This window comes from Bacteroides sp. LFL-34 (assembly GCF_027257075.1).
GTDB classification, from domain to species: Bacteria; Bacteroidota; Bacteroidia; order Bacteroidales; family Bacteroidaceae; genus Bacteroides; species Bacteroides ovatus.
Window position 1 is genome coordinate 113,489 of record NZ_JAPQKZ010000012.1, and the last position, 25,096, is coordinate 138,584.

General features: G+C 36.5%; 14 protein-coding genes. 12 read left to right on the forward strand and 2 right to left on the reverse strand.

Annotated elements, in window-relative coordinates; all coding sequences use genetic code 11:
* Nucleotides 1-52: 52 nt before the first annotated feature.
* Nucleotides 53-1,282 (reverse strand): site-specific integrase, encoded by a 1,230-nt coding sequence (locus N5O98_RS09640; protein WP_008025307.1) that lies wholly within the window; start codon nt 1,280-1,282, stop codon nt 53-55.
* Nucleotides 1,283-1,692: 410 nt separating this feature from the next.
* Nucleotides 1,693-3,000 (reverse strand): glutamine-hydrolyzing GMP synthase, encoded by a 1,308-nt coding sequence (gene guaA, locus N5O98_RS09645; protein ID WP_004299035.1) that lies wholly within the window; start codon nt 2,998-3,000, stop codon nt 1,693-1,695.
* 351 nt (nt 3,001-3,351) lie between these two features.
* Between guaA and N5O98_RS09650 the strand changes: the two genes are divergently transcribed.
* From N5O98_RS09650 to N5O98_RS09705, 12 genes are all read left to right on the forward strand, one after another.
* Nucleotides 3,352-3,933: an RNA polymerase sigma-70 factor gene (locus tag N5O98_RS09650; RefSeq protein ID WP_004309044.1), complete on the forward strand. Its 582-nt coding sequence runs from the start codon at nt 3,352-3,354 to the stop codon at nt 3,931-3,933.
* Between the two features lie 82 nt (nt 3,934-4,015).
* Nucleotides 4,016-5,206, forward strand: coding sequence for a FecR family protein (locus N5O98_RS09655; RefSeq protein WP_022198963.1), 1,191 nt, complete (start codon nt 4,016-4,018; stop codon nt 5,204-5,206).
* 24 nt (nt 5,207-5,230) lie between these two features.
* Nucleotides 5,231-8,560 carry a SusC/RagA family TonB-linked outer membrane protein gene (locus N5O98_RS09660; RefSeq protein ID WP_022198962.1) on the forward strand — a complete coding sequence of 1,110 codons (3,330 nt, stop codon included), beginning with the start codon at nt 5,231-5,233 and terminating at the stop codon, nt 8,558-8,560.
* An 11-nt stretch (nt 8,561-8,571) separates the two neighbouring features.
* Nucleotides 8,572-10,074 carry a RagB/SusD family nutrient uptake outer membrane protein gene (locus N5O98_RS09665; protein WP_009040620.1) on the forward strand — a complete coding sequence of 501 codons (1,503 nt, stop codon included), beginning with the start codon at nt 8,572-8,574 and terminating at the stop codon, nt 10,072-10,074.
* Nucleotides 10,075-10,085: 11 nt separating this feature from the next.
* A complete protein-coding gene (locus N5O98_RS09670) occupies nt 10,086-10,946 on the forward strand; it encodes a DUF4843 domain-containing protein (RefSeq protein WP_008777360.1) in 861 nt (286 codons plus the stop codon).
* A 21-nt stretch (nt 10,947-10,967) separates the two neighbouring features.
* Complete coding sequence (locus tag N5O98_RS09675; protein ID WP_004309037.1) at nt 10,968-12,647, forward strand: PKD-like family lipoprotein; 1,680 nt, start codon at nt 10,968-10,970, stop codon at nt 12,645-12,647.
* A 33-nt stretch (nt 12,648-12,680) separates the two neighbouring features.
* Nucleotides 12,681-15,266 (forward strand): zinc-dependent metalloprotease, encoded by a 2,586-nt coding sequence (locus N5O98_RS09680; protein ID WP_022198961.1) that lies wholly within the window; start codon nt 12,681-12,683, stop codon nt 15,264-15,266.
* A gap of 14 nt (nt 15,267-15,280) precedes the next feature.
* Nucleotides 15,281-17,824 carry a zinc-dependent metalloprotease gene (locus N5O98_RS09685; RefSeq protein ID WP_022198960.1) on the forward strand — a complete coding sequence of 848 codons (2,544 nt, stop codon included), beginning with the start codon at nt 15,281-15,283 and terminating at the stop codon, nt 17,822-17,824.
* Between the two features lie 81 nt (nt 17,825-17,905).
* On the forward strand, nt 17,906-18,325 hold the full coding sequence (locus N5O98_RS09690; protein WP_022198959.1) for a carboxypeptidase-like regulatory domain-containing protein: 420 nt from the start codon (nt 17,906-17,908) through the stop codon (nt 18,323-18,325).
* Between the two features lie 39 nt (nt 18,326-18,364).
* Complete coding sequence (locus N5O98_RS09695) at nt 18,365-21,148, forward strand: outer membrane beta-barrel protein (protein ID WP_118161550.1); 2,784 nt, start codon at nt 18,365-18,367, stop codon at nt 21,146-21,148.
* Nucleotides 21,149-21,466: 318 nt separating this feature from the next.
* Entirely contained in the window at nt 21,467-24,121 is a 2,655-nt protein-coding gene (locus N5O98_RS09700; protein WP_195664291.1) for an outer membrane beta-barrel protein, read from the forward strand.
* 39 nt (nt 24,122-24,160) lie between these two features.
* The gene (locus N5O98_RS09705; protein ID WP_008999065.1) at nt 24,161-25,096 is read left to right on the forward strand and encodes an ABC transporter ATP-binding protein; all 936 of its coding nucleotides are present in this window, start codon (nt 24,161-24,163) and stop codon (nt 25,094-25,096) included.

The following is a 25,096-nucleotide window of genomic DNA, read 5'->3' on the forward strand; positions in this document are numbered from 1 at the left end:
TAACAAGAATAATCCCACCTGCAATAATTGCAAGTGGGATTAATTGAATGTACTATAATAAGTTCTTCATTGCATCATCTATCTGTTCGTTATCGAAACTATCCAAATAAAATTGCGTAGTTGATAAACTCGTATGCCCTAATGCTTCACTTATAATAGCAACATTGACTCCAGAACGTTTCAACACTGTGGCGAAAGAATGGCGGGCAACATAGGTCGTCAATGGAATATTTAACCCTAAAAAGCTACCAATCTTCTTAAGATTCCTATTAACTCCTTTAGTAACCTTACGGATTCTATCATATTGTTGTATCTCCGTTATATGAAATTTCTTATCTAATATTGGGAATATATAATCACTAAGAGAATAACCTTCATTCTTATACTTATTAATTATTTCAATAGTCTGAGGCAATAATCTAAATGTAATACCTTGCCCAGTCTTATGGCGTTTAAAACATATTCTATCATCTATAATATTAGAATAGGTTAAATACGCCATATCTATCATATTAATTCCACACCCAAGATAACTAAACACAAACAAATCTTTACTCAAATATAGTAATGGGCTATAGTAAGTAGTAATATTACTTAAATCCAGTGCCAAGACTTTAGCCATTTCCGACTTGCTGATAGCACGTTTAGTCGTCTTCTTATTAAAATGCGAAACCTTAAACTTCTTAAACGGATAATATTTCTCATCTACAATATCATCCTCTATCGCTTTATTATAGACAGCTCTTAGCGTCCTAAACCGAATCCCCATAGTATTATCAGAATTACCTCGTTCTCTTAAGAATCGTTCATACCGTTTCAACCAAGCAACATCAATATCAGTAAAAGGAATACACAGATTTACAGCGAAGGTCTTCAATGAATTATAGCAATGCGTATAAGATTTAGCATTTCCTAAACGCTTCTCATTAATCATTAATTCTATAATATTCCGTATATATGTATCAACATCTGATTTATTCTCTTTCTTCTCAACTTTACTTATCAAAGTTTGAGGAGTGAAACTCTTACCTAAAGCTCTTAATTCAAATATCAAGTTTAAATATTTCTGCTTCTCTTGAGATACAATCTTTAAAAGCCATTCGTAGTTAGGGTGGCTTCTCTTAGGTTCCTCTTTATTATAATTCCATAAACTATCCAGAACAGACAAACCCAAAGATTTATAAGCCCTCTCCTTCCCTTGAGTTATTCGTATCATTAATGGATATTCACCATTAGATAACTTCTTAGATTTAAAACAAACAATACTTACAGTAGCATCCATATAAGATAATTATTTATTATCAAGATATGGTTTACACTATGGTTTACACCAACAGTAAATTATCCTCATAAATTATTAGTCCAAACTAACAATGCGCAAGACATACCAAACGCTAAGCCATTAATTATAAATAAGTTATATAGCGAAGCTGGTAGCTTTCAAAGGCGTCAGCCTTTGGAAGACGCAGATTCATAATCATGAGGTCCCCGGTTCAATCCCGGGTCCCGCTACTTGATAAGAATAAGGCATTTGGGAGGCTTCCACTTCTGGGTGCCTTTTTCTTTTTATCTCTTCGCGAAATCATTGTGAAATCTTCAATTACATTTCTACCAGAAGCCAACGTTGAACAATAAAAATAGCCTCAACTTACAAAAAATTGAGGCTATCGAAATATCATTTAAAAAGTTTTTCTATTCCCATTCTATAGTCGCATTAGGTTTCGGCGACATATCATAACAAACGCGATTTACATTCTTCACTTCTTTCAGAATACGGTCTGTTATCTTCATCAGGATAGGCCAATCAATCGGCTCAATAGTAGCCGTCATAGCATCCACCGTATTGACAGCGCGAATAATAACCGGCCAATCAAAAGAACGAGCATTATCACGTACACCCACAGATTTAAAATCAGGCACTACTGTAAAGTATTGCCATACTTTTTTATCCAGTCCGGCAAGTTGGAACTCCTCACGCAGAATGGCATCGGATTCACGCACTGCCTCCAAACGATCACGTGTAATAGCACCTAAACAACGTACACCCAAACCAGGTCCAGGGAACGGTTGACGGTAAACCATTTCATAAGGTAAACCTAACTCCAAGCCACAAGCACGAACTTCATCTTTAAATAATTGGCGCAATGGTTCTACAAGTTGGAATTTTAAATCTTCGGGCAAACCACCTACATTATGGTGAGATTTCACCATTTTAGCCGTTTTCGTTCCACTTTCCACAATATCCGGATAAATAGTACCTTGACCTAAGAAATCAATACCGTTCAGCTTACGCGCTTCTTCTTCGAACACACGAATAAACTCGCCACCAATAATTTTACGTTTCTGCTCCGGATCTTCTACACCAGCCAACTTATTCAGAAAACGATCGGTTACATCTACATACACAAGATTTGCCTTCAACTGGTTGCTGAATACCTCAACCACATCTTCAGACTCTCCCTTACGCATCAAACCATGATTAACATGTACGCATACCAGATTGTTACCAATAGCTTTCAGAAGTAAAGCAGCTACCACAGAGCTATCAACTCCACCCGACAGGGCCAACAATACTTTCTTATCGCCCACCTGACGCTTAATCAATTCTATCTGGTCATTGACAAAGTTCTTCATGTTCCAGTTAGCTTCAGCTTTACAAGTATCGAAAACAAAAGACTTTACTGCAGCCTTTATAGCCTCGATATCATCTGTAAATTCTGCCAACTTCACTTCACAAGTTGCTTTATCATGCCCTGCAGCCATGACAGGAATTCCCAAAGTATAGATAGCCGGATTTATATCAATAGCAACGCCATCGATTACATTATTCGGGCCACCATTGATAATAATACCCTTTACATTGGGCAATGCTTTCAGTTCTTCTACTGTGATATCGTGAGGATAAATCTCACTATAAACTCCTAATGCACGGATGGCGCGAGCCAATACCGTATTCTCATGACTACCCAAGTCAAGGATAACAATCATATCCTGCTTCATCTGATTTTGGTTGTTTTTAAGTTATTGTATTGTTATTATTCACTATCATTTTTCAAACGGTCTGCAAATATAAAGATTTTTAGAGAGACTATAATGCATTGATTCTCTAAAGTTTCAGAACAGAGTAACGTTTTTTGCTGTAATATTATTCCAAATAAAAAAATGATGTTACAAACAGGCAGCAAGAACAATATTTTATAAAATAAGGAAAGGGCTATTTCTCTATAACAACATTATTATTGTTGTATGAACTAAAGAAAAAAGTAGCATTCACAAACACTATAGGGTTTGAAAGGCTGCTTTTATCCTAGATATTTTATACATTTGCTGCATAAAACATAATATTTCACCATGAACGAAGAGAAAAGTTCCTTTATAAAAGGTATAAATGAGCAACGCCCAACCGCTTATCATCAGCTTTATAATGAATATTATAAAGCATTGGTGTTGTATGCCATCAACTTTCTCTCTTCCCAACAAGCTGCCGAAGATATTGTACAGGATCTTTTTGCAACTATGTGGGAAAAGAAAATGAGATTCTTATCATTGCCTTCTTTCCGAACTTATCTTTATAATTCTATACGAAATGCCTCTCTTAATTATTTAAAACATCAGAATGTAGAATCTCTCTATCTTGAACGCTTGGCAAGCACTTATCGAGAAATCACAGAAGAAGAAGATACCAATGAAGAAGAAGTATACCGACTACTATTTCGTGCTATCGATAAATTGCCAGCACGCTGCCGGGAAATATTCCTATTGCATATGGATGGAAAAAAGAATGAAGAAATAGCTACTGTACTAGGAATTTCGATCGAAACAGTAAAGACACAAAAGAAAAGAGCTATACAATCTATCAAAGAACAGATGGGCACATGCTACTTCTTGCTCCCCTTATGTGACATTTTGTATAGTTCGAAGTTTTTTTCGTAATCAAAATAATCTTTTTTAGAAAGTTTGTACCTCTTTTTAATCTTCATGTTGTCTTATTAACAAATGATAAGACAATAGATATATGAAAATAAAATCTGGTACAGAAGAATTAATAGCCAAATATCTCCTCGGTGATATTACAGAGCACGAGAAAAAACAACTTGACAATTGGATCAAGACCTCTCCACAACACGAAGAGTTTTTCAATCGTTTACGAACAAGCGCATCGTTTCGTAAGCGTTACGAGGCATATACACAGATTAACTCACACCAGGCATGGAAACATTTCAAAAAGAAATATTACCAAGTATCAGTCACATCAATTCTCCTAAAATATGCAGCTATTTTAATATTACCTATAATAATAACAGCAGGAGGATGGTACTTTTATACTGCTTCTGAAAAACAAATATCTGACAATCTAGCCTTAGGAGATGCCATACAGCCAGGAATTCCTAAAGCGACATTAATTTTAGCCGGGAATGACAAGCAATCACTTACTCCAACATATCCAACACCAGTTAAAGTTAATCATTCCACAACTGCTATAGCTCAAAATGGTGCGCTCATCTATCCATCAACACCCAATATAAATATAGATATACCTCAAAAACAGCAGCCTGAAACAGTAGAAAAAAACACATTAACAACTGAACAAGGAAACGAATTCAGAGTAACCTTTGAAGATGGAACAACCGTACACCTCAATTATAATACAGAAATACGGTATCCTGTAAGGTTTAGTAAGTCTAAACGCATGGTTTATCTAAAAGGGGAAGCCTATTTTAAAATAGCCAAAGATACTCGTCCTTTCTACGTTGTCACTGACCAAGGAATAATCAAACAGTATGGTACAGAATTTAATGTTAATACATTCGCCTCTGGACGAACAGAAGTCGCATTAGTGAAAGGGAGTATCAGTATTATTCCTCAAGGAAGTACACAAGAACAACTCATAGAGCCGGGCCAATTGGCACACATTGAACAGAAAGGTAACAATATATCTATATACAATGTAGACCTCACTCCCTACATAGCATGGAATGAAGGACGACTTATTTTCGAAAATCGTACTTTAGAAAATATTGTCGAAATTCTAGAACATTGGTATAATGTTAATATTTCCTTTGGCACTTCCGAGCTTAAACAACTGCGATTTACTGGTAATATGGATCGTTATGCCACAATCAGCCCGATATTAAAAGCAATAGCACGTACTACGAATTTACAAATAAAAATAGAAGGAAGAGAGATTTTAATCACAGACAATTAATTACTAATTAAACAAGAAGAAAGAATGAGAAAGACAAAAAGTAGAGAAAGAATCCGAATACTTTCTCTGGTAGTAGTATTATTACTATTACCCACAATGATGTTTGCCATTCCAGAAAGTGGCAAAAAAGTAACTTTAAATCTGGAATCTGTCACTGTCAAAGATTTTTTCGATGCTTTAAGACAACAAACCGGATTAAGCTTTGTCTACAATACAGAACAGACAAAGTCACTGAAACCCATCACTATCCATGTAAAAGATGAAACTGTGGATAACGTACTACGTACTGTTCTTAATGGTACAGGGCTTACTTATAGTATGGAAAGAGATATTGTTACCATCTCTAAAGTGGAACAACAAGGGGATAAACGTTCCGCAACCGGTATTGTATCAGATGAAGAAGGATCCCCCCTGCCTGGTGTTAATGTTGTGATTAGTGATCTTCAACGATTTGCCATAACCGACAACAATGGTAAATATAATATAGAGATTCCAACTAATACCGCATGTACTATCACCTTTTCATATATCGGAATGTCTACTCAACAAGTGATGATTAATAGTGGTCGGAATGATGTACGAAAAAATATTACTCTAAAAAGTGATACTAAATTAGATGAGGTTATCGTTACTGGAATTTATACTCGTAAAGCGGAAAGTTTTACTGGAGCAGCAACTACTATTTCGAGCAAAGATCTGATGCGTGTCGGAAATCAGAATGTGTTCCAGAGCTTGAAAAATCTGGATCCTACAATATACATTGCAGATAATTTTGATATGGGCTCCAATCCCAACAGTGTTCCGGATATGTCAATGCGTGGAACTTCCAGTTTTCCAACGACAGAAAGCAGTTCTTTGCGCAGCAACTATCAAAATCAACCCAATCAACCTTTATTCATTCTTGATGGTTTTGAAACAACTGCTGAAACAATAATGGACATGGACATGAACCGAATTGAAAGCATTACAATTTTAAAAGACGCCTCAGCAAAAGCTCTCTACGGTTCTAAAGCAGCCAATGGTGTAATTGTTATTGAAACAAAACGTTTAACCGGAAATCAACAGCGTATTACGTATAATGGTAGTATTTTTTTGGAAATGCCAGATTTAACCAGTTATGACCTTTGTAATGCATTTGAAAAATTGGAAGCAGAACGTTTAGACGGAGTATATACAAGTAGTAGCGCCAATACACAAATCCAATTAGATCAATTATATAATGGACGACGAAAACTTGCATTAGAAGGATTAGATACATACTGGTTATCCAAGCCACTTCACACTGGCATAGGACATAAACATAACCTAAATATAGAATTAGGCGATTCCCAAAATTTACGTGCAATCTTAGACCTTACTTATAATCAGATTACTGGGGTTATGAAGGGATCTGACCGCCGCAATATATCGGGTGATATAAATTTATCATACAGACATAACAAACTATTACTAAAGAATATCCTATCAATCATATCTAACAAAAGTAATGAGTCCCCTTATGGAGAATTTAGCGAATATTCCAGAATGAATCCATATTGGCAAGCAACTGATGAAAATGGGAATATAGTTCAATGGGTAGAACAAATTGGCTCAACATCAACCAAAGTAGCTAACCCTATGTATAATTCTATTATCGGAACCAGCTTTACTTCCAGTTATTTACAATTCACCAATAATTTTTATGCAGAATGGCAAGTTGATAAAAATTGGAAAGCAACAGCACGTATAGGAGTCTCTGAAAAACGAAATGATATGGATGATTTCTATCCCGCCTCACATTCCATTTTTGCAAATGTTAATGATATACTTAAGCGTGGTAAGTATATTATAGAAAATGGTAAATCCAGTTCTATTTCCGGAGACTTGAATATAAACTATAATAATCAATTTGGTAAACATACTATCTTTGGAAATGCCGGTGCCTTTATCTCCGGAGAAAAATCATCAGCATATCGACACACGGCAGAAGGTTTCCCCAATAATCAGAAGGCAGATATTTCATTCGCAAAACAATATGCAGAAAACAGTACCCCTACTGGTTATTCCACAATTAACCGTGAAGCCAGCTTCCTATTAGCCGCTTCGTATGATTATGACAATCGTTATTTAGCCGATGCAACTGTGCGGGAAAGCGCATCTTCCTTATACGGTTCAGATAACCGTTGGGCTAATAGCTGGTCTTTTGGTATTGGATGGAATCTACACAATGAAGCCATCTTGAAAGGTGTTGGATGGATTAAACAGTTAAAACTTCGGGCCTCGATTGGTTTGACTGGAAATCAAAACTTTGATACCAACGCAGCAATTGCTACATATAATTATTACACAGGTGTCGTATATGGAGGCTTAGCTGGCAAATTTACAGGAGCTTATTTAGCTTCCATGCCTAACTCCAAATTAAAATGGGAACAGAAAAAGGATCATAATATAGGAATTGATATGAGAGTTGCCGGATTATCCCTTTCTGTTGACTATTACTCAGCAGATACCAAAAATATGTTAACCGATGTAACAATCCCAACTTCTACAGGATTCGCAATAGTAAAAGATAATTTAGGATTGGTACGTAATTCTGGAGTTGAAGCTAAAGCTAATTATACAATATGGCAAGGAAAAGAAGGTTTTGTAAATGTATATGGAACATTTGCCTATAACCGAAATAAAATAATTCGTTTGTCAGAGAGTATGCGGGCTTACAATGAAAAAATGATGAAACAAGCAGAAGATAATAATACCTCTGCACCTGTATTAATGTATCAAGACGGATTATCTATGAAAACAATATGGGCAGTCCCTTCAGCCGGTATTGATCCACAAACCGGACAAGAAATATACATTAAAAAAGATGGTACCTACACTTATACTTATTCAGCCAATGATATGGTTGCTGCTGGTAACTCCGATCCTAAGTATCGTGGTACAGGCGGTTTCACAGCCGAGTATAAAGGTATCGGATTAAGCGCTACTATAAGTTATCTTGCTGGCTGTCAAATGTATAATTCAACCCTCGTCAGTCGGGTGGAAAATGCAAATATTGCTTACAATGTGGATCGCCGATTGCTAATTGGTCGTTGGACTACTCCCGGACAAGTAACACCATACAAGAAATTTAATTCTGAAACAACCACACGTGCTACCACTCGCTTTGTACAGGATCGGCGTGAATTATCACTCTCTTCCATCAGTGCATATTATGAGTTTCCCAGTTCCATTTATAGGAAATTAAGTATGCAACGCCTGCGTTTATCATTCTATTTAAATGATATTGCAACGTTCTCTTCTATAAAAATAGAACGAGGTTTAACTTATCCTTTCGCAAGAAATATGTCGTTCTCATTAACAGCCACTCTCTAAATTTTATAAAGATGAAAAAATACATATTAATCCTATTAACATCCGTAGTAACATTATCCTCTTGCAGCGACTGGTTCGATGTTACTTCAGGATCTGAAATTCGAGAAAAAGATCATTATAGCACTCTAGCCGGATTCCAACAATCTTTAATAGGTTGTTATATTAGCATGACAGACAATGCCCTTTATGGTAAAGAATTATCCTGGTATGCAATTGAAATATTAGGTCATCAATTTAATCCTGTGACTTCCAATTCAAGTAATAGTAGAGAAATGCAAGAATATGAAAAATTCAATTACGACCACACACAAATATTCTCGGACATCGAAAATATCTGGGCTAAAGCATATTCTGTAATAGCCAATGCCAATGAAGCATTAACTAATATGGAAGGACAGGAGTCAAGTCTGAACGAAGTCTATTATCATGTTATCAAAGGAGAACTTCTTGCCATTCGTGCATATATGCATTTTGATCTGTTGCGCCTATATGGATATGGTGATTGGAAAAACCGTTCCGCAGAACTAAATTCTAAAAAAACGATTCCATATGTAACAACTTTATCATCGATCCCAACTCCTCAACGCACAGGAAAGGAGACACTTCAAATGATTATCAACGATTTGGAAGCCGCAGAAAAATTATTAAAGGAATACGACCCGATCACAAAAAAACATCCGGCTTCTTATTACACAAGTATAGATGCAGATGGTTTCTTCAAAGATAGAACTTTACGACTCAATTATTATGCAGTCAAAGCATTGGAAGCACGTGTATATTTATGGGAAGGCAGTAAAGAAAGCATAGACAAAGCTTTAAATGCTACTGAAGAGATAATCACAGCTATCGGTGATAATGGAATTGTTATGGACGATATGTACACTTACTCCTACCTGTTACCAGAAATTTCTCAATCTAACCGTTCTCTAGCATCCGAAGCTTTATTTAGCCTAAATGTTTCAGACGTTACGTCCAAAATTACCTCATATATAATACCCAACTTCGTCAACACAGACTATACAGCTATGTATATATCTCCAACAGATGTTGAAAATATATATGAAGGCATAAATTCAGATGTTCGTTTCACACGAATGTTAGATCAAACCCAAAGTGATTCCAGAGGATATGTCCCTATGAAAATTCATCAAGCAAGTTTAGACGAATTCAATAAGAACCGCTTGTCTCTAATACGCTTGCCTGAAATATTCTATATTGCTGCAGAATGCTATGCAACAAGTGCAACCCCAAATCTTGACATGGCATTACAAAGGCTAAATAAGATTCGCGAAAACAGAGGTATCAGCACCCCTCTTGAAAATCTAAATGCAGATCAAATCATAAAAGAAATACAAAAAGAATATCACAAAGAATTCATTTCCGAAGGTGTCATGTTCTATTACTATAAGCGAACAGGGTGTAAATCCATTCCTAATTATAGTGAAGAGATGACAGATACGCAATATTTATTGCCTTATCCTACCTTCGAAATACAATCCGGTCGTGTACAATAAACAATATTAATATGAAAAAAATAATTATAAAATCAGTCTTAGCGATAAGCTGTTTCTCTTTATGCCTCATTAGTTGCGGCAAGGAAGAAATACCATATTTTGACAGTCAATATAATGCTGTCAGATTCAATTCTACGAATGAGTACGATGCAGAAACCGACATATTTAAAGGGAATTATTCTTTTCTGGAGAATCCCTTTGATGAATATGGTGAATATGAATTGCCTTTAGTTTTGGTCGGAAATGTATCGACAGAAGACCGTACTGTGAATTATGTAATCAATGCGGAGGAAACCACTGCCCCCGAAAACAGTTATGAAATAACTGCTGCAGTGATTCCCGCAAATAGTTTAAAAGGAACAATAAAAATAAGGCTGTTTAATACTGATGAAATACAAAATGGAGCATCATATAAACTTTATATCCAGCTAAAGGAGTCATCAACTCTAGGGTTAGGACCTAAAGAATATATCACAGCAACAGTAAGTTGGAACAACAATATCATTGCCCCTCCGGCAACTGAACGATATGTATGGATGACATATAATTCACTAATAAAGTCATCTCTAACTCCAACTTCTTATTCTACAACGGCTTATAGTTCCAATGCTTTAAAAACAATTGTAACAGCTTTAGACTGGGATGATTGGGACGATATGACTGCGCATCCTGACCAACCACAGAGACCAACATATTTTACATATAAATATCTCGCCAATTATAGATTATTCGTAACCGACAAATCATATGAAGCTTATGCTGCAAAATTAGCGGATTATCTAAAAAAGTATCAGAAAGAACATCCCGATGCCCCCCTAGTTCATAACGAAGGTAATTTGAAAGGACAAATTATAGAAGCCAGAACATATTAATTTATATAATTCTATAAAATTATGAAGAAAAATAATATAACTCAATTAATAATATTACTGCTGCCTAATATTCTCTGGTTTACTTCTTGTTATGAGGATAAAAGTTCATTTGTAACAAACCTTATTCCAGAAGTACAAATTAGTATAAACGATAAGAATCAAGAAAATTCAATATACGTAGGTTATCAATCTCCTGTCGATATTGTACCATCTATTACCCAAGATGGTTTTGATGGTTCTAATTTGCGCTATGAATGGGCTGTAACCGAGGAACCCTCAACTAGCAATCCTGTTTATGAAATTATTGGTACAGAAAAAGACTTTCATGGTATTATAAATCGTCCTATATCAAATGGAGCCTATACGTTAAAATTGACTGTAACAGATGTAGCAAATGATAACTTACAATATATTTATTCTTGGGAATTATATGTACAAAGTAGCTTTCTAGACGGATTGTTAATCGCAGATAGTGAAAACGGAACAACAACAGATTTTACTTTGATTAACAATTCTCAAATAACAAATCAATATACAAAAGAAGAAAGAATATTTCGTCACATACTAGAAACTGCTAATGGAGCAGCATATGATGAATTATTGACTTCATTAACCTATGAGGTGATGGGGAACACAGCAATACTTGGTAGTTCTCACTTAAATCAGATTTGGGCTATTTCTTCCACAGGAAAAAGCATTCGTTTCAACTGTGAGGACTATTCAATAAACGGGACATGGGAAGATGAAAAAATATTTTTATATTGCCCCACCGATTTCCAAGTAAAATCTTATATTCGTTCTTCACAACTTTTCATCGCTTATACAAATAATGGACTATATTCATTCTTAAACGTAGCAGGTAACAAATTCTCTATGCCTAATTCTGTTTTTAATGGATTTGAAATCAATAACAATGTATATGCAGCAAATTCTTCATTTAGTATTGGTGACAATCATTTAGTATGGTTAGATAAACCCAAAGGTGCCTTTTATTCCTTAAATGGCACGAGTTATAACACATGTACTCCGTATATCTCAAATCCGGATTTCGATCCTAATGACATGGGGAGTCAAACAGCTATTGCCGCAACAAGTTCTCAAGATGGCTCATTGGCCACTTTCTTACTTAAAGACGATAATAGTGGAAATTATGCTATTTACACTTTAAGCCAATATAAAGCAGAAGAAGGCTACTATGAAGATCCTGATAATTGGGATGGATGGGTAGTTACCTCACCAGAACAACCAGCAGCTGCAAAAAACAAATATATTATTCCAGCGGCAGGCAAAAACTTATTAGACAAAGCTGTATCTATTTTCTTCGGACATACAAATAATGTATTATATGTAGTAACAGATGCAGCTATATACTCATTTACTTACGGTATGGGAAATGAAGTATCTGTCTCCACCACCTCACAGTTTACCCCCAGTAACGGAGAAAAAATTACAAAGGCCAAGTTATATCAACAAGGGCAATATACCAATCAAATTAATGTAATGACTGGTAATCCACCAACTATTGCCCCAAATGCATGGAATAACAAAGCCCTCATTATTGTGACCCAATCCGCAGAATTTAACGGAAAAGTCTCAATTGTTCCGATGAAACAGGCCGGTGCAGGAACCTTGGATATTTCTAAAGCCCTAATCTATGATGGTTTTGGTAAAATCCTAGATGTAACAACAACCGGATATTAATCTAATTTCATAAAAATACATTAAAGAACTGATATGAGAAAAAAAATCCTCTTACTTGCAGCAATGGTGGTAGCTTCGTCTACCACCATTGACGCACAACGTAGATTCCCGTTTTTCTGGAAAAAAAAGAAAGCTAAAACAGAACAGATAACTCCGGCTAAAAAAGAAAGTGAATATGACAAACTATTCAAGAAAAAGCATGAAATAGCCAAAGGACTGATTACTCTCCATCTGCTGGATGGAAAAGTATATTTTGAACTTCCTGTGGATTTAATTAATAAAGATATGCTTATTGGTTCCACCGTTACCAGTATCTCTGATAATGGTAATGCAGTAGTTGGTTCCAAGCCGACCGATCTTCTTCACGTAGTATTCACACGCAATAAAACACATGTACAGTTACGTCAGGTAAACACTGACTATATTACTGGTAACACACAAATTGATGAAGCTTTACGCAAAAGTACACTGGGAGCAATTTTAAGCAACCAAAAGATTCAAGCATACAATAATGACTCTACTGCTATCGTTTTTGATATGAGCAGCGTCTTCCTGGGCGACAATAAAAAGATGAGTCCCTTCGACAAAAATTCTATTTATGGAATGTACAATCGTACAGAGAATTATCAATCCGACTGCTCGTACATTTCACAAATCAAGGCTTTCAAAGATAATGTTTCTATTAAAAGCTGTCTGTCATATACATTCTCTGTCAGCAATTCACAAGGAACATCACTCATAAAAGACCGTCCATTCACCGCAGAAATGACACGTTCCATCATGCTGTTAAAAGAAAAGCCTTATCGTCCACGTATGGCAGATTACCGGATCGGTGTATTTTTTACCGGACGCGAACAACTAGGCGAAGGAGCTAAAACGACCGTACCCGTTTACTATGCCAATCGATGGGATATACAACCGTCCGACACCGCCGCCTACTTACGTGGAGAGAAAGTGAAACCCACTAAACAGATTGTCTTCTACATCGATAATACTTTCCCAGAGAAATGGAAACCATATCTGCGGGAAGGAGTCACCCAATGGAATGAATTATTTGAACAGATTGGATTCAAAGATGTTGTAGCAGCCAAAGATTTCCCGACAGATGATCCGGAATTCGATCCCGACAATATCAAATATTCATGTGTCCGCTATGCTCCATCAAGCATTGAAAATGCAATGGGACCATCATGGGTAGACCCGCGAAGCGGAGAAATCCTGAATGCCTCCGTATATCTATATCACAATGTCATCAAACTTATCAGCAACTGGTTGTTCGTGCAAACAGCACAAGCCGATAAAGATGTACGCACAGTCAATATTCCGGATGAAATGGTTGGAGATGCGTTGCGCTATGTACTTTCACATGAAATCGGGCACTGTTTAGGGTTTATGCATAACATGGGAGCTTCTTCCACCTTCCCGGTAGATTCTTTACGTTCACCGGAATTCACACAGAAGTATGGTACCACTCCTTCCATCATGGACTATGCACGCTTCAACTATGTAGCACAACCTGGCGATAAAGAACGTGGCGTTAAATTGACTCCTCCCCGCTTTGGTGAATACGACAAATACCTCATTAAATGGACGTATACTCCAGTATTCAATGTTAATTCTGCAGAGGAAGAAGCAATTATAACAGGCAAATGGATCAGTGATGCCATTAAAGAGAATCCAGTGTACCGATATGGAAAACAACAAGTATATGGAGTTGTTGATCCCCGTTCACAAACGGAAGATATTGGTGACAACTCTATGAAAGCAACTCGATATGGCATCAAGAACCTTAAGTATATCATGAATAATCTGGAAAGTTGGATTTCCGAAGGTGACGATACATACGAATACCGTGAAGATTTATTTATTGGTATCGTAGAACAACTTGCAATGTACGTTACCCATGTAGCAGGCAATGTAGGCGGCTATTTTGTCAACGAAGTTAAAGAAGGGGACACAATGCCACGTTTTGCACAGATCCCAAAGGCACAACAAAAAGAAGCCCTGAATTACCTATTCGAGATTTATAACGATCTGAATTGGCTTGACAACAAAAACTTGTTAACTAAATTCCCAATTTCCGGTTCCCCTAAACAAACTATTCAAAACTTCATGTTGAGATATATACTGCCTGTACCTTTTCAGGTATCACAATACGAAGGATTAGAAAAAGATTCATTTACTGCTGCCGAGGCTTTCAACATGATATACAATTTTGTATGGAAACCGACCATTTCCGGATGTACATTAACAGAATCCCAAATGAATCTCCAGAAACAATATATATACATGATGATGCAAACTGCCGGTTTCACAATCAAAGGAGCTGGGAAAGCATTGGCCGGAGAAAAACCACTTGACATCAATCACCGCCAGTTCGGATATACTTGTTGCCAAGGACATGCTATCAAAGAGGATGTTATACACAACCCTGTAGCAGGTTTTGAATGGAGACCGTTGAATCGTTTTTCTATGACGGCTAAAGTTACACAAGCAGATGTATACGCATATATAGCTAAAGCCAAACAACTGATGAAACAAAAGGCAGCCAGTGCATCAGGGAAGACGAAAGCTCACTATGAATTATTATTAAAGATGCTCGACATCAACTTAAAATAAGGGAGGGACAAAAGATGAAAATACTATTTTTATGGTTGATGCCAATTTTGTTGATTATCGGATCAACAAATGAAGCCAATGCCCGCTCCAAAAAGAAAAAAGGAAAAGCAAAAACCGAACAACAGACTGACAGTGTTCAAAAGAAAAAAAAGAGTGTCTACGACAAGCTTTTCAAAGATAAGAAGAAACATACAGTCAATAAAGGGACAATCACAGTTCATCAGTACGAGGATAAGATTTATCTGGAACTACCGATTGAATTAATGGGACGGGATTTTTTAGTAAACTCTGCCATCACTACTGCAAGTGACATTTCGCTGGCGGGCACAAAAGCTGCTCAAAGCAGGTATCTGATTATTGATAAAACCGATTCATTAATATTATTCCGAGATCCGAAATACAATGTTCGCCTCAACGAACAGGACGATAATCAAGAAGCGGCTTTTGCATTATCTCGTAGTAATGCTATTTACAAAGCATTTCCAATTGAAGGATACACCAGCGATTCAACGGCTGTTGTATTTAATGCCACTTCCTATTTCTCTTGTTCCAATAAAGATGTACTCAATCTTAGCGGACGCAGTTATGGAGGTATGCTCACAATTGCAAGCGCTTCCCCTCAAAGTAAAACATCTTTTGTGGACTCTGCAGATGCATTCGACAATTGTATCAGTATCACTCAAAACTGTACTGCAAAGTTGAGCATCAGCATCATGGGATTCGTCTCCAAAGAACAACCGGAATTAACCATGTCGGTACAAACGACACTAGCCCTACTGTCGAAAGAAAAAATGAACACCCGCGAAGCCAACCCACGTGTAGGAACAGGTTATATCTCATACACGGACTATCGTAATGAAAAACGTTTCAAGAAAGGATATTATGTTACACGGCGTAATATAACGACGCAACAACCTGTTGTCTTCTACATCGACACTCTGATTCAAGATAGCTGGGTAAAAGCCATCCAAAAAAGTGCAGATGAATGGAATATAATATTTGAAGATTTAGGAATAGGAAAACCAATCATAATAAAACCGTATGAGAAAGGTTCAACTTTCCGTGCTAATAACCCAATGATAAATACGATTGCTTTCCTGAATAACAACAACTCGGAAGTTACCGCGTACAATGTCACTGACTTACGCACTGGAGAAATCTTAAGTACCAAGATAGGAGTACCACGCGACCTTGCCGTCAGCGTACGTCGCAATGGAGTATACCAAATGGCAGAGATTGATCCGCGCTTCCGGACTTATTACATTGCCGATGAGGTGATCTGTGAGAATCTAACAGCACGTATGCTAAAAGCATTTGGGATTAGTTTGGGATTGGCAACTAATTTGGCTGGTTCTGCAGCATATTCCCCTGAAGAACTGCGTTCACCCGAGTTTACTCAAAAATATGGTATCACAGCTTCAGTCATGGACAACGTATTATACAATTATCTGGCACAGCCCGGTGATAAAGAAAAAGGAGTGGTATTGATTGTCGACAAACCGGGTGTATGTGATGCATTTACGCTCAAATATCTGTATGCCGCCACCAGTGAAAATGAATCAGACATGTTGAAGAAATGGGCTATGGAACACGATGGAGATCCACGCTATTTCTATGGAAAGCGTTCACCAGCTTATGCTACAGACCCGCGTTGCCAAAACTATGATTTAGGTAATGATCCGATAGCCTCTTTAAATGCACAAATCGCTCATGTGAAGTATGTAGTTAAAAATAGTCCTGCCTGGTTTCACGACAATAATATTCCCAATGATTACCGGGAGTTATTTCCTGATTTTGTGATTATTGAATTAATCAATAAAACATTGTCACCTGTATCTTCTTATATCGGAGGTATTTATATCAATGAAGCCAACGAAAAAAGCAATGTACCTTCATATCAACCGGTATCGGCAGATATGCAAAAGAAAGTCTTACAAAAGATATTCAGTACCTTCTATGATTTAAGTTGGCTAGACTCTAATAAGGATTTTTTGCGTTTAGGTGGTGTCAATCCTGATATGTCAACATGGATTTACAATAACGGGTATCCAATGATGTCATTAATGTTTCGTTTGATGCGCATGGGATTGAGCGTAGAGAAATCAACTAAACCATATACCCAGGAAGCATATTTGAATGATATAGAGAAACAATTATTCAAAGAAACTTTAAATGGGAAACCTTTAAGTGCTCCAATGATTGCACAACTGTCTGTATATATCAGTTCTTTAAAAGGAATGTGTCCTACATTAAAGGCTATTGATAAGGCTGTATCAACAAAAATTACTTCTATTGCTCTCAACGAGCAAACTAATCATAAGTTACAAGCATTAGGATTGCTGACAACTTTAGCCCCTATATCTGCAACAGAAAAACAATCTGGTATGGAACCTATGACTTCTGTTAATTTTTACTCCGGTACAGATATCGAAGCCATTTGCTATGATAAGTTGAAAAGTGCACGTCGCTATTTGATACAAGCTCGTTCTTTGGCTAGTAATGATATTGAACGTGGAAAATGCGATTATTTGATAGCGATGATTGACAGGGTAATTTAGCCTTTCCTCTACCATTCAACGTGTATGTTTATAAAAAGTTTAGTGACAGTAAAATGTATAACAATTAAAAAAAATTATATTATGAAGCAGATTATTTTATTCATTGTATTCATATTTACTATAATGATGTGTTCTTTTGCACAAGAAGCCCCGTCCTCTCCAATAATCAAGGGAAGAGACAATAAAAGTACTGAGTTTTTCAAAAACAAAAAACTTCAATCTCCGATCTCCCCAATGGTCCTTTTCAGTCAGAAAATCACAGGGGTTGTTTATACTGAAGGAGGAAAAGAGGTACTAATAGGTGCGAGCGTTATCGAAGTGGGTAGTACTAATGGTACTATAACTGATATTGATGGAGAATATAGTATAGGCATTTCTAAGGCCGACAAAAAAATTCTCCAAGCAAGTTATCTGGGTTATGAAACAAAACAAGAAAGAATTGGAAGCCGTAGGGTGGTGAACTTCTTCCTAAAAGAAAGTTCACAAGCCTTAGACAAATAAAACCACACACTATCACTAAACTTTTTATAAAACAGCAATATGAAAAAATTTATTTCTATTTTTTTATTGTTATACATTACTTTACCGATAAATGCTCAAGATAAAACAAATGAGCTATCGGGATTTATTATACACAAACAAGAAAATGGATCTAATGGTTCATTAGACGGTGCCAATATCTTTTTGATCTATGCAAAAGACACACTGAAAACAACAAGCATAAATGGAGTATTCCGTTTCAAACCCATAAAAACAGGAAAAGCCAAACTCATTATCACTGCAATAGGGTGTCGGAAAGTTGAAAAAGAATTAAATATAATAGCTGGAAAGAATTCTAATCTTTACATAGAAATTTTGGATGAATCCATCCAACTGGAGGAAGTCACCATCAAGGGCAGAATCCCCATTGTGACCCAAAATGGCGACACGCTAATATTCAACCCGAAGGCAGTCAACGTACAAGAAGGGGATGTCGCTATGAATATAGTCGAGCAACTTCCCGGAACAGAGACTGACGACCATTCCGTCAAAATCATGGGAAAACAAGTAACCAAAACTTATATAGACGGCAGACTAATATTCGGAAGTGACCCAATGGCAGCACTAAAGAATCTTTCTGCAACAGATGTATTAAAAATCAAGGCTTATGATGAATATGAAAATACGAAAACAAAAAAACTAATGTACAGAGGGGATCTCACCAGAGTGCTCAACATAGAAACCAAAAGCAAACTCATCAGCTCATGGAAGGCACACCTATTGGCTAGTACAGGCAGCAACATGGACTCAAAGAACGACAGAGGAAAGTTCCGTAAAGGGCTCGGACTCACCAATAACTTTTTCTCCGAGAAATTTTTACTCACAAGTAATGTATTTCACAATAATATCAACCGAAAATCAAATAATATCAAAAATGTTCTTTCCATTTCCGATCCTGGTAGTACTTACAACGAAACGACTTATGCAGATCTGGCTACGGAACGCTCATGGGACACAGAAAATGGAACATACGGTACATTTAGAGCATTTTACACTTTCGGATATAATCGCGATAATACAAATACACGATCCGAACAACATTATTTTCCTAGCAACAATTATCAGCAGCGCCTTTATGAAGAACAAAATAGCAACAGTGACAGAAAACAAAATCACTATTCCGAATTTTCTTTCTCCAATTCAAATGACAAATGGGGAGAATTCCGTTGGAACCAGCTTATAACATATAACAACAACAAAGATTGGCAATCGCTTTACATCTATAATGAAGAAAACAATCTTCAAACATCGAAAAGCCTGATGCATTACGATAATCTAAACAAGAATTTTCATGTGAAGGAAGATGTCAGTTATGTCAACAGTATTACCGACAGAATCGGATATACATTAGAAAGTTCAGTAGATATAAATAAAGGCAAAAATCATTCATTACGGATAGACACATTAGAAAGTTCGACAACACAAACTTATCTGACTATTCCATCAAAACTCCGCAATACGGAGTGGAACGGCAATGCGCAATTAATATATATACTGAATCCAGAAAATGACACCCAAATATCTTTTGACTATTCCGTTAAATACGAAAACGGATGGAAACACCAATTCGCCTGGAATATGTTGAGCCCCACAAATCCACAAACAGACGAAGCCAATACATATAGTTATAAAATAAATAACCTGACACAAAAACAGGAAGTTTCATTTCACTTTTTTCCCTTTCAAAAAACAAGTTGTGACATTTCAGCCGGACTGAAGGAAAGTACACTTAAGCGGAAAGAAAAAGAAATGGACAACTACCGTAAAACATTCATCTCTCCAACAGTAGCAATATCTTTTGTGCATACAGATATAACAAAGTCATGGAGTGCCGCTTACAGACTGCATAATTTTGCACCAAACATAGTGCAGTTACGCCCACAAATAGATAACAGCAATCCTTACATGCTGCGCAGTGGAAATCCCAACTTAAAACAATCATATCTACATTCGTTCCTCTTCAATTGCAATCGTATGTTAGGAAAACATAACCACACCATAGGTGTTATTATCAATGCCTCTATCCGCCAACATTCTCCTGTTGCAAAGACAACCTATTACAATGCCGAAACTTATCTACCGGAATTGCAATATACAGCACCTGCACACAGTTCTCTAATTAGTTTTGAAAACGTAGAAGGATATTGGGACATAAAAGGCAAATTGATATGGCAGGCGCCTATACGTAGCATAAAATCCAAATATACCTTATCTACCGGATTCAACTACGAACATAACCCATATTATATAGGAGAAAATAAGACAACAACACGTACCTATGCTCCATTGATCGAACATTTCCTACTTTGCAGCCTAACTAAAAGATTAAAAGTAACAATCAGTGCCAATACCCATTATGTACATAGCATCAATACTGAAAATTATACAGGTAAAACATTCTATCAGACGGCAGGAGCAATGTTAGATATAAGCCAAATATGTAAATACTTCTATCTAAGTAGTCATTATAATTTCATTTTCAGCCGTGATTATGGAATCAATAAAGAGATTAATCGCAATCACACCCTAAACTTGAATGTAGGCTGTAAAGTGTTAAATCGCAAAGGAGACATTAGTATTGCCGTATATGATCTACTAAATAGTCATCGGACTTTCAACAGCCAAATGTATTCCAACTACATTCAAAACACGTGGACAAATTATTATGGACGGTTTTTCACCATAAATTTTGCTTATCGGTTTGGTAAAGTGAAATCGAACTACGAAGGTACTACAAATGACGGAAGCATACGCGAATATAGGCCGATGTCCGGCAAAATATGAATCTTATATTAGTTTTTTCTTATATAGGTATACCTATGGAAGTTACAATTAAAGCAAATACAGGTGTCATTAGAGTACAGATGCGTTCTGATGCTCAACAGTTAGATTATACATCTGAAAACTTATTTCCATTTACAAAATCTAATTTTTAAATGTAGCCTTCGATGAAAAATGTAACTTCTATAATCTATATTTCATGTATATTACTCTCTCTGTAATATACACATACTGTATGCTCAAAAGATAACTCCACCAGATTCCACTACTATACAACAAAAGGTTACTAAATATGGAAAAGTAAAGCTGCGCACAAGTATTATGCAAGTAAGTCTTGATGCAGTCAAGGCAAATCTGATATGTGGTAAAGATACATTGAAAGAAGATTATAAAAGTTCAGTTTTTTTCTTTTGGAATAAAGTTCCCGTCGGTATCGCACGAGCCATCGTGTGGGCCGACGGATTCATCGCAGATTCCGATACACTTTATGTACACGAGGGACAAACTACACAAAAAGACTTTTATCTGACCGACCGCGTTATACAATTACAGGCCATAACAGTAAAAGGTAAAATTCCCGCTATGGTATATCGAGGCGATACTATCCGTTTTAATCCACAAGGAATCAACATATTGGAAGATGATGTGGCACGAAATATTCTGGAACAAATGCCGGGAGTAGAAGTTTCGGAACAGAGTGTAAAAGTAGCTGGAAAAGATGTGGAAAAGACATACGTTGACGGCAAAAAGATTTTTGGAGAGAATCCAATGAATGCATTGAATCACCTTTCTGCCAATGATGTTGTATATATATCCGCTTATGATGAAGATGAGCATAAAGAGCAAACACGTAAAAACAGAAAAGGTAAGAAACGCAGAGTTCTGAATATTGAGACAAAAAGCAAATTAGTAAACTCGAAGGAAGGGAATCTAATAGCAAGTATCGGAGGAAATATGGAAAAAAAACAACTTGCAGACCATGATGTACGCTATGGCATAGGAGGTACATTTAACTTCTTCTCCGAGAAAATGTTGGTAGCGATCAATGCCATGCACAACAATTTGAATAGAGCAACCAATCAACCGCAAATGTTCCTCAGTACCAAGAACCCATCGCAAACTTACAGTGAAAATAGCTTTGGAGGCATCAATCTGTCCCGTCGTTGGGAAAAAGAGACAGGATTTTATAAAGAAATAAAAGGCAGCTATCAGTTTGCACGAAGCGCAACAGAAGCAAATACCCGAACTGAACAAGAATACTTCGCTACAGATGCCTTCTGGCAAAAGAGCTATCTAAACCAATATCAGAACACAAATCAGTATAATAAACATACTATGAGTACTGGATTCAGTATGAATGATAAGAAATGGGGCAATCTGATTATTGATTATACATTATCGACTAATCATTCAAAACAACATACATTGCAACAAATAACAAATAGCATAGATGAGATCCAATCTACCGGCATTTTACAACAAAATGGCAATGGTAAATCTCAAGAGATGCAAGGAGCAGTTAGTTGGAATAAATTCTTCGGAGACTGGAACTATTCCGTCAACGCGAACTATTCGAATAGCTCGTCCAACGGAGAAGAAAACCGGGAAAACAAAACACAAAATGAGGCTAGTGGAAGTCTACAAGAGATCATAGCCATTCCAACAAATGGAAGAGGAAATAAATGGGAAGCCAAAACAGGATTAAAGCGCATGTTATCAAAAGATAAATATTCATTCATCGAATTAATATACAATTTTGTATCGGACAATCGCCATATCAATCAGCTTGCATGGAACAAAATAACAGGAGAAACAGACCCTACAAATACATATAATTACCGAAATTCCCTGATAGAACATACCCCTGAAACGACCGTTATTCTACCCGATTTGGGAATCTTCAACATTGATATTTCAGCAGGGTGGAAACATTCCATTATTAAGGATAGAAAAGAAACGGCACAAACAAAATTTGAAAAATCATTTAACGCATTAAAAGGAGAAGTACAAATTTCTTTAGGAGGAAGATTTAGTGAAAAAGCAGAGCACACAATCAAATATACCATAAATAGTCAACTCCCCAATATAGCACAACTACGTTCAGAAGTCAACAACTCTAATCCTTACTTTATCAGCAGTGGAAATCCAAATCTGAAAGCCAGTACCATACATAAAATTTGGTGGAAAGAACAGTATCGCTTTAATGACTACGGACATTTGATAAATTCGGAATTAACTCTAGCTTTCATAAAAAACAGCATCTCCAATAGGAGCACTTATTTTAACAAAGCAACTTACTTGCCTGATTTTAACTATACGGCTATTGCAAATAGTACGCTCAGCAGTTACGACAATCTAAATGGAGCATGGAATATAGATTGGGATATTTCCTGGATGTATCCCATCGTAAAAATCAAATCCAATTTAGATGTTAATATTAACAATAAGTATGAACATTTGCCTTACTACTATGATAATATACGGGATATAACGAAAATAAGCACAACAAGGATAGGAACCAGATTCGCTACCAATCTGATTCCTCGATTACGTGCATCAGCCTATTGGAGCATCCACTATCGACAAGCCTCCAATAAAGTGAATGACCAATCGAACCGGATATTAACAAATCGTTTAACGGTAGACATGACGTGCACTCCCATGTTGAAGTACTTCTTTACAAAGGTATCATATACCTATCAACATCAGAACAACAAAACCTATCATCAAATTGATAAAGAAAATATCTTAAATATTTATGCTGGAGCGAAAGTATTCAACCGACAGGCAGAAGTAAGCATTACAGCATTTGACTTATTAAATTCATATCATAACCGTATTATCCAAATGAAAGATAACCATACCAGTTATATTGACAGAGAGAACTTCGGGCGGTATTTTACCATAAATTTCTCCTGGAAATTCAGAAAAATCAAATCGAACCGGATGGATATTTCAAGAGGGGTTGCATGGTAATATGAATAAGAAATCTATTAATCATTTAAAATAAAAAGTATGAGTACTCCTATTGTCGAAGTCAAGCATTTATCCCATCGTTATAGTGTCGATTGGGCCATTCGCGATATCAATTTTTCTATTGAAAAAACAGGAATATTAGGTCTGTTAGGGTCTAATGGAGCAGGTAAATCCACCACTATGAATATCATCTGTGGAGTTTTAAATCAAACGGAAGGGGATGTATTTATCAATGGCATCGATCTACGAAAAAATCCGGTTGAAGCCAAAAAACATATTGGTTTCTTACCTCAAAAGCCACCTCTCCATCCAGACTTGACTGTCGACGAATATCTCATACACTGTGCCACATTGCGGAGAATAGAGAAATCAAAAGTTCGTGAAGCCGTAGAAATAGCCAAAGAACGTTGCGCTATTGCCCATTTTAGCAAACGGCTGATAAAAAATCTTTCAGGCGGATATCAACAAAGAGTAGGAATTGCACAGGCTATTGTACATAATCCTCCATTCGTAGTACTTGATGAACCTACAAACGGGCTTGATCCTAACCAAATTGTCGAAATACGCAATCTGATTAAAGAAATTGCTGAAGATCATTCTGTCCTACTCTCCACTCATATCCTGTCGGAAGTGCAAGCTACCTGCAATGATATTCGTATGATTGAACATGGTAAAGTCGTATTTTCAGGTAGCATGAAAGACTTTGACAACTATGTGGTTCCAAGTAGTTTCACCGTTACATTTGCCCTTCCCCCTTCTATAGAAGAACTAGCAAAGATAGAACATGTGTTGAATATAGAAGAACTCTATCCCGGTACATTCCGGATACGCTTTGATGACGATGAAAACATAACTGAACGAGTAGTAGCCTTAAGCATACAAAACGGATGGCGGCTGAAAGAAATCACGATGGAACGCTGCTCTCTTGACATAATCTTTGCACAACTATCGGGAAAACTTAAAAATAATATCTAA

Coding starts and splice junctions, on each gene's coding strand:
- N5O98_RS09640 (WP_008025307.1), bottom strand. CDS start 1,282: ATGGATGCTACTGTAAGTATTGTTTGTTTTAAATCTAAGAAGTTATCT.
- guaA (WP_004299035.1), bottom strand. CDS start 3,000: ATGAAGCAGGATATGATTGTTATCCTTGACTTGGGTAGTCATGAGAAT.
- N5O98_RS09650 (WP_004309044.1), top strand. CDS start 3,352: ATGAACGAAGAGAAAAGTTCCTTTATAAAAGGTATAAATGAGCAACGC.
- N5O98_RS09655 (WP_022198963.1), top strand. CDS start 4,016: ATGAAAATAAAATCTGGTACAGAAGAATTAATAGCCAAATATCTCCTC.
- N5O98_RS09660 (WP_022198962.1), top strand. CDS start 5,231: ATGAGAAAGACAAAAAGTAGAGAAAGAATCCGAATACTTTCTCTGGTA.
- N5O98_RS09665 (WP_009040620.1), top strand. CDS start 8,572: ATGAAAAAATACATATTAATCCTATTAACATCCGTAGTAACATTATCC.
- N5O98_RS09670 (WP_008777360.1), top strand. CDS start 10,086: ATGAAAAAAATAATTATAAAATCAGTCTTAGCGATAAGCTGTTTCTCT.
- N5O98_RS09675 (WP_004309037.1), top strand. CDS start 10,968: ATGAAGAAAAATAATATAACTCAATTAATAATATTACTGCTGCCTAAT.
- N5O98_RS09680 (WP_022198961.1), top strand. CDS start 12,681: ATGAGAAAAAAAATCCTCTTACTTGCAGCAATGGTGGTAGCTTCGTCT.
- N5O98_RS09685 (WP_022198960.1), top strand. CDS start 15,281: ATGAAAATACTATTTTTATGGTTGATGCCAATTTTGTTGATTATCGGA.
- N5O98_RS09690 (WP_022198959.1), top strand. CDS start 17,906: ATGAAGCAGATTATTTTATTCATTGTATTCATATTTACTATAATGATG.
- N5O98_RS09695 (WP_118161550.1), top strand. CDS start 18,365: ATGAAAAAATTTATTTCTATTTTTTTATTGTTATACATTACTTTACCG.
- N5O98_RS09700 (WP_195664291.1), top strand. CDS start 21,467: ATGCAAGTAAGTCTTGATGCAGTCAAGGCAAATCTGATATGTGGTAAA.
- N5O98_RS09705 (WP_008999065.1), top strand. CDS start 24,161: ATGAGTACTCCTATTGTCGAAGTCAAGCATTTATCCCATCGTTATAGT.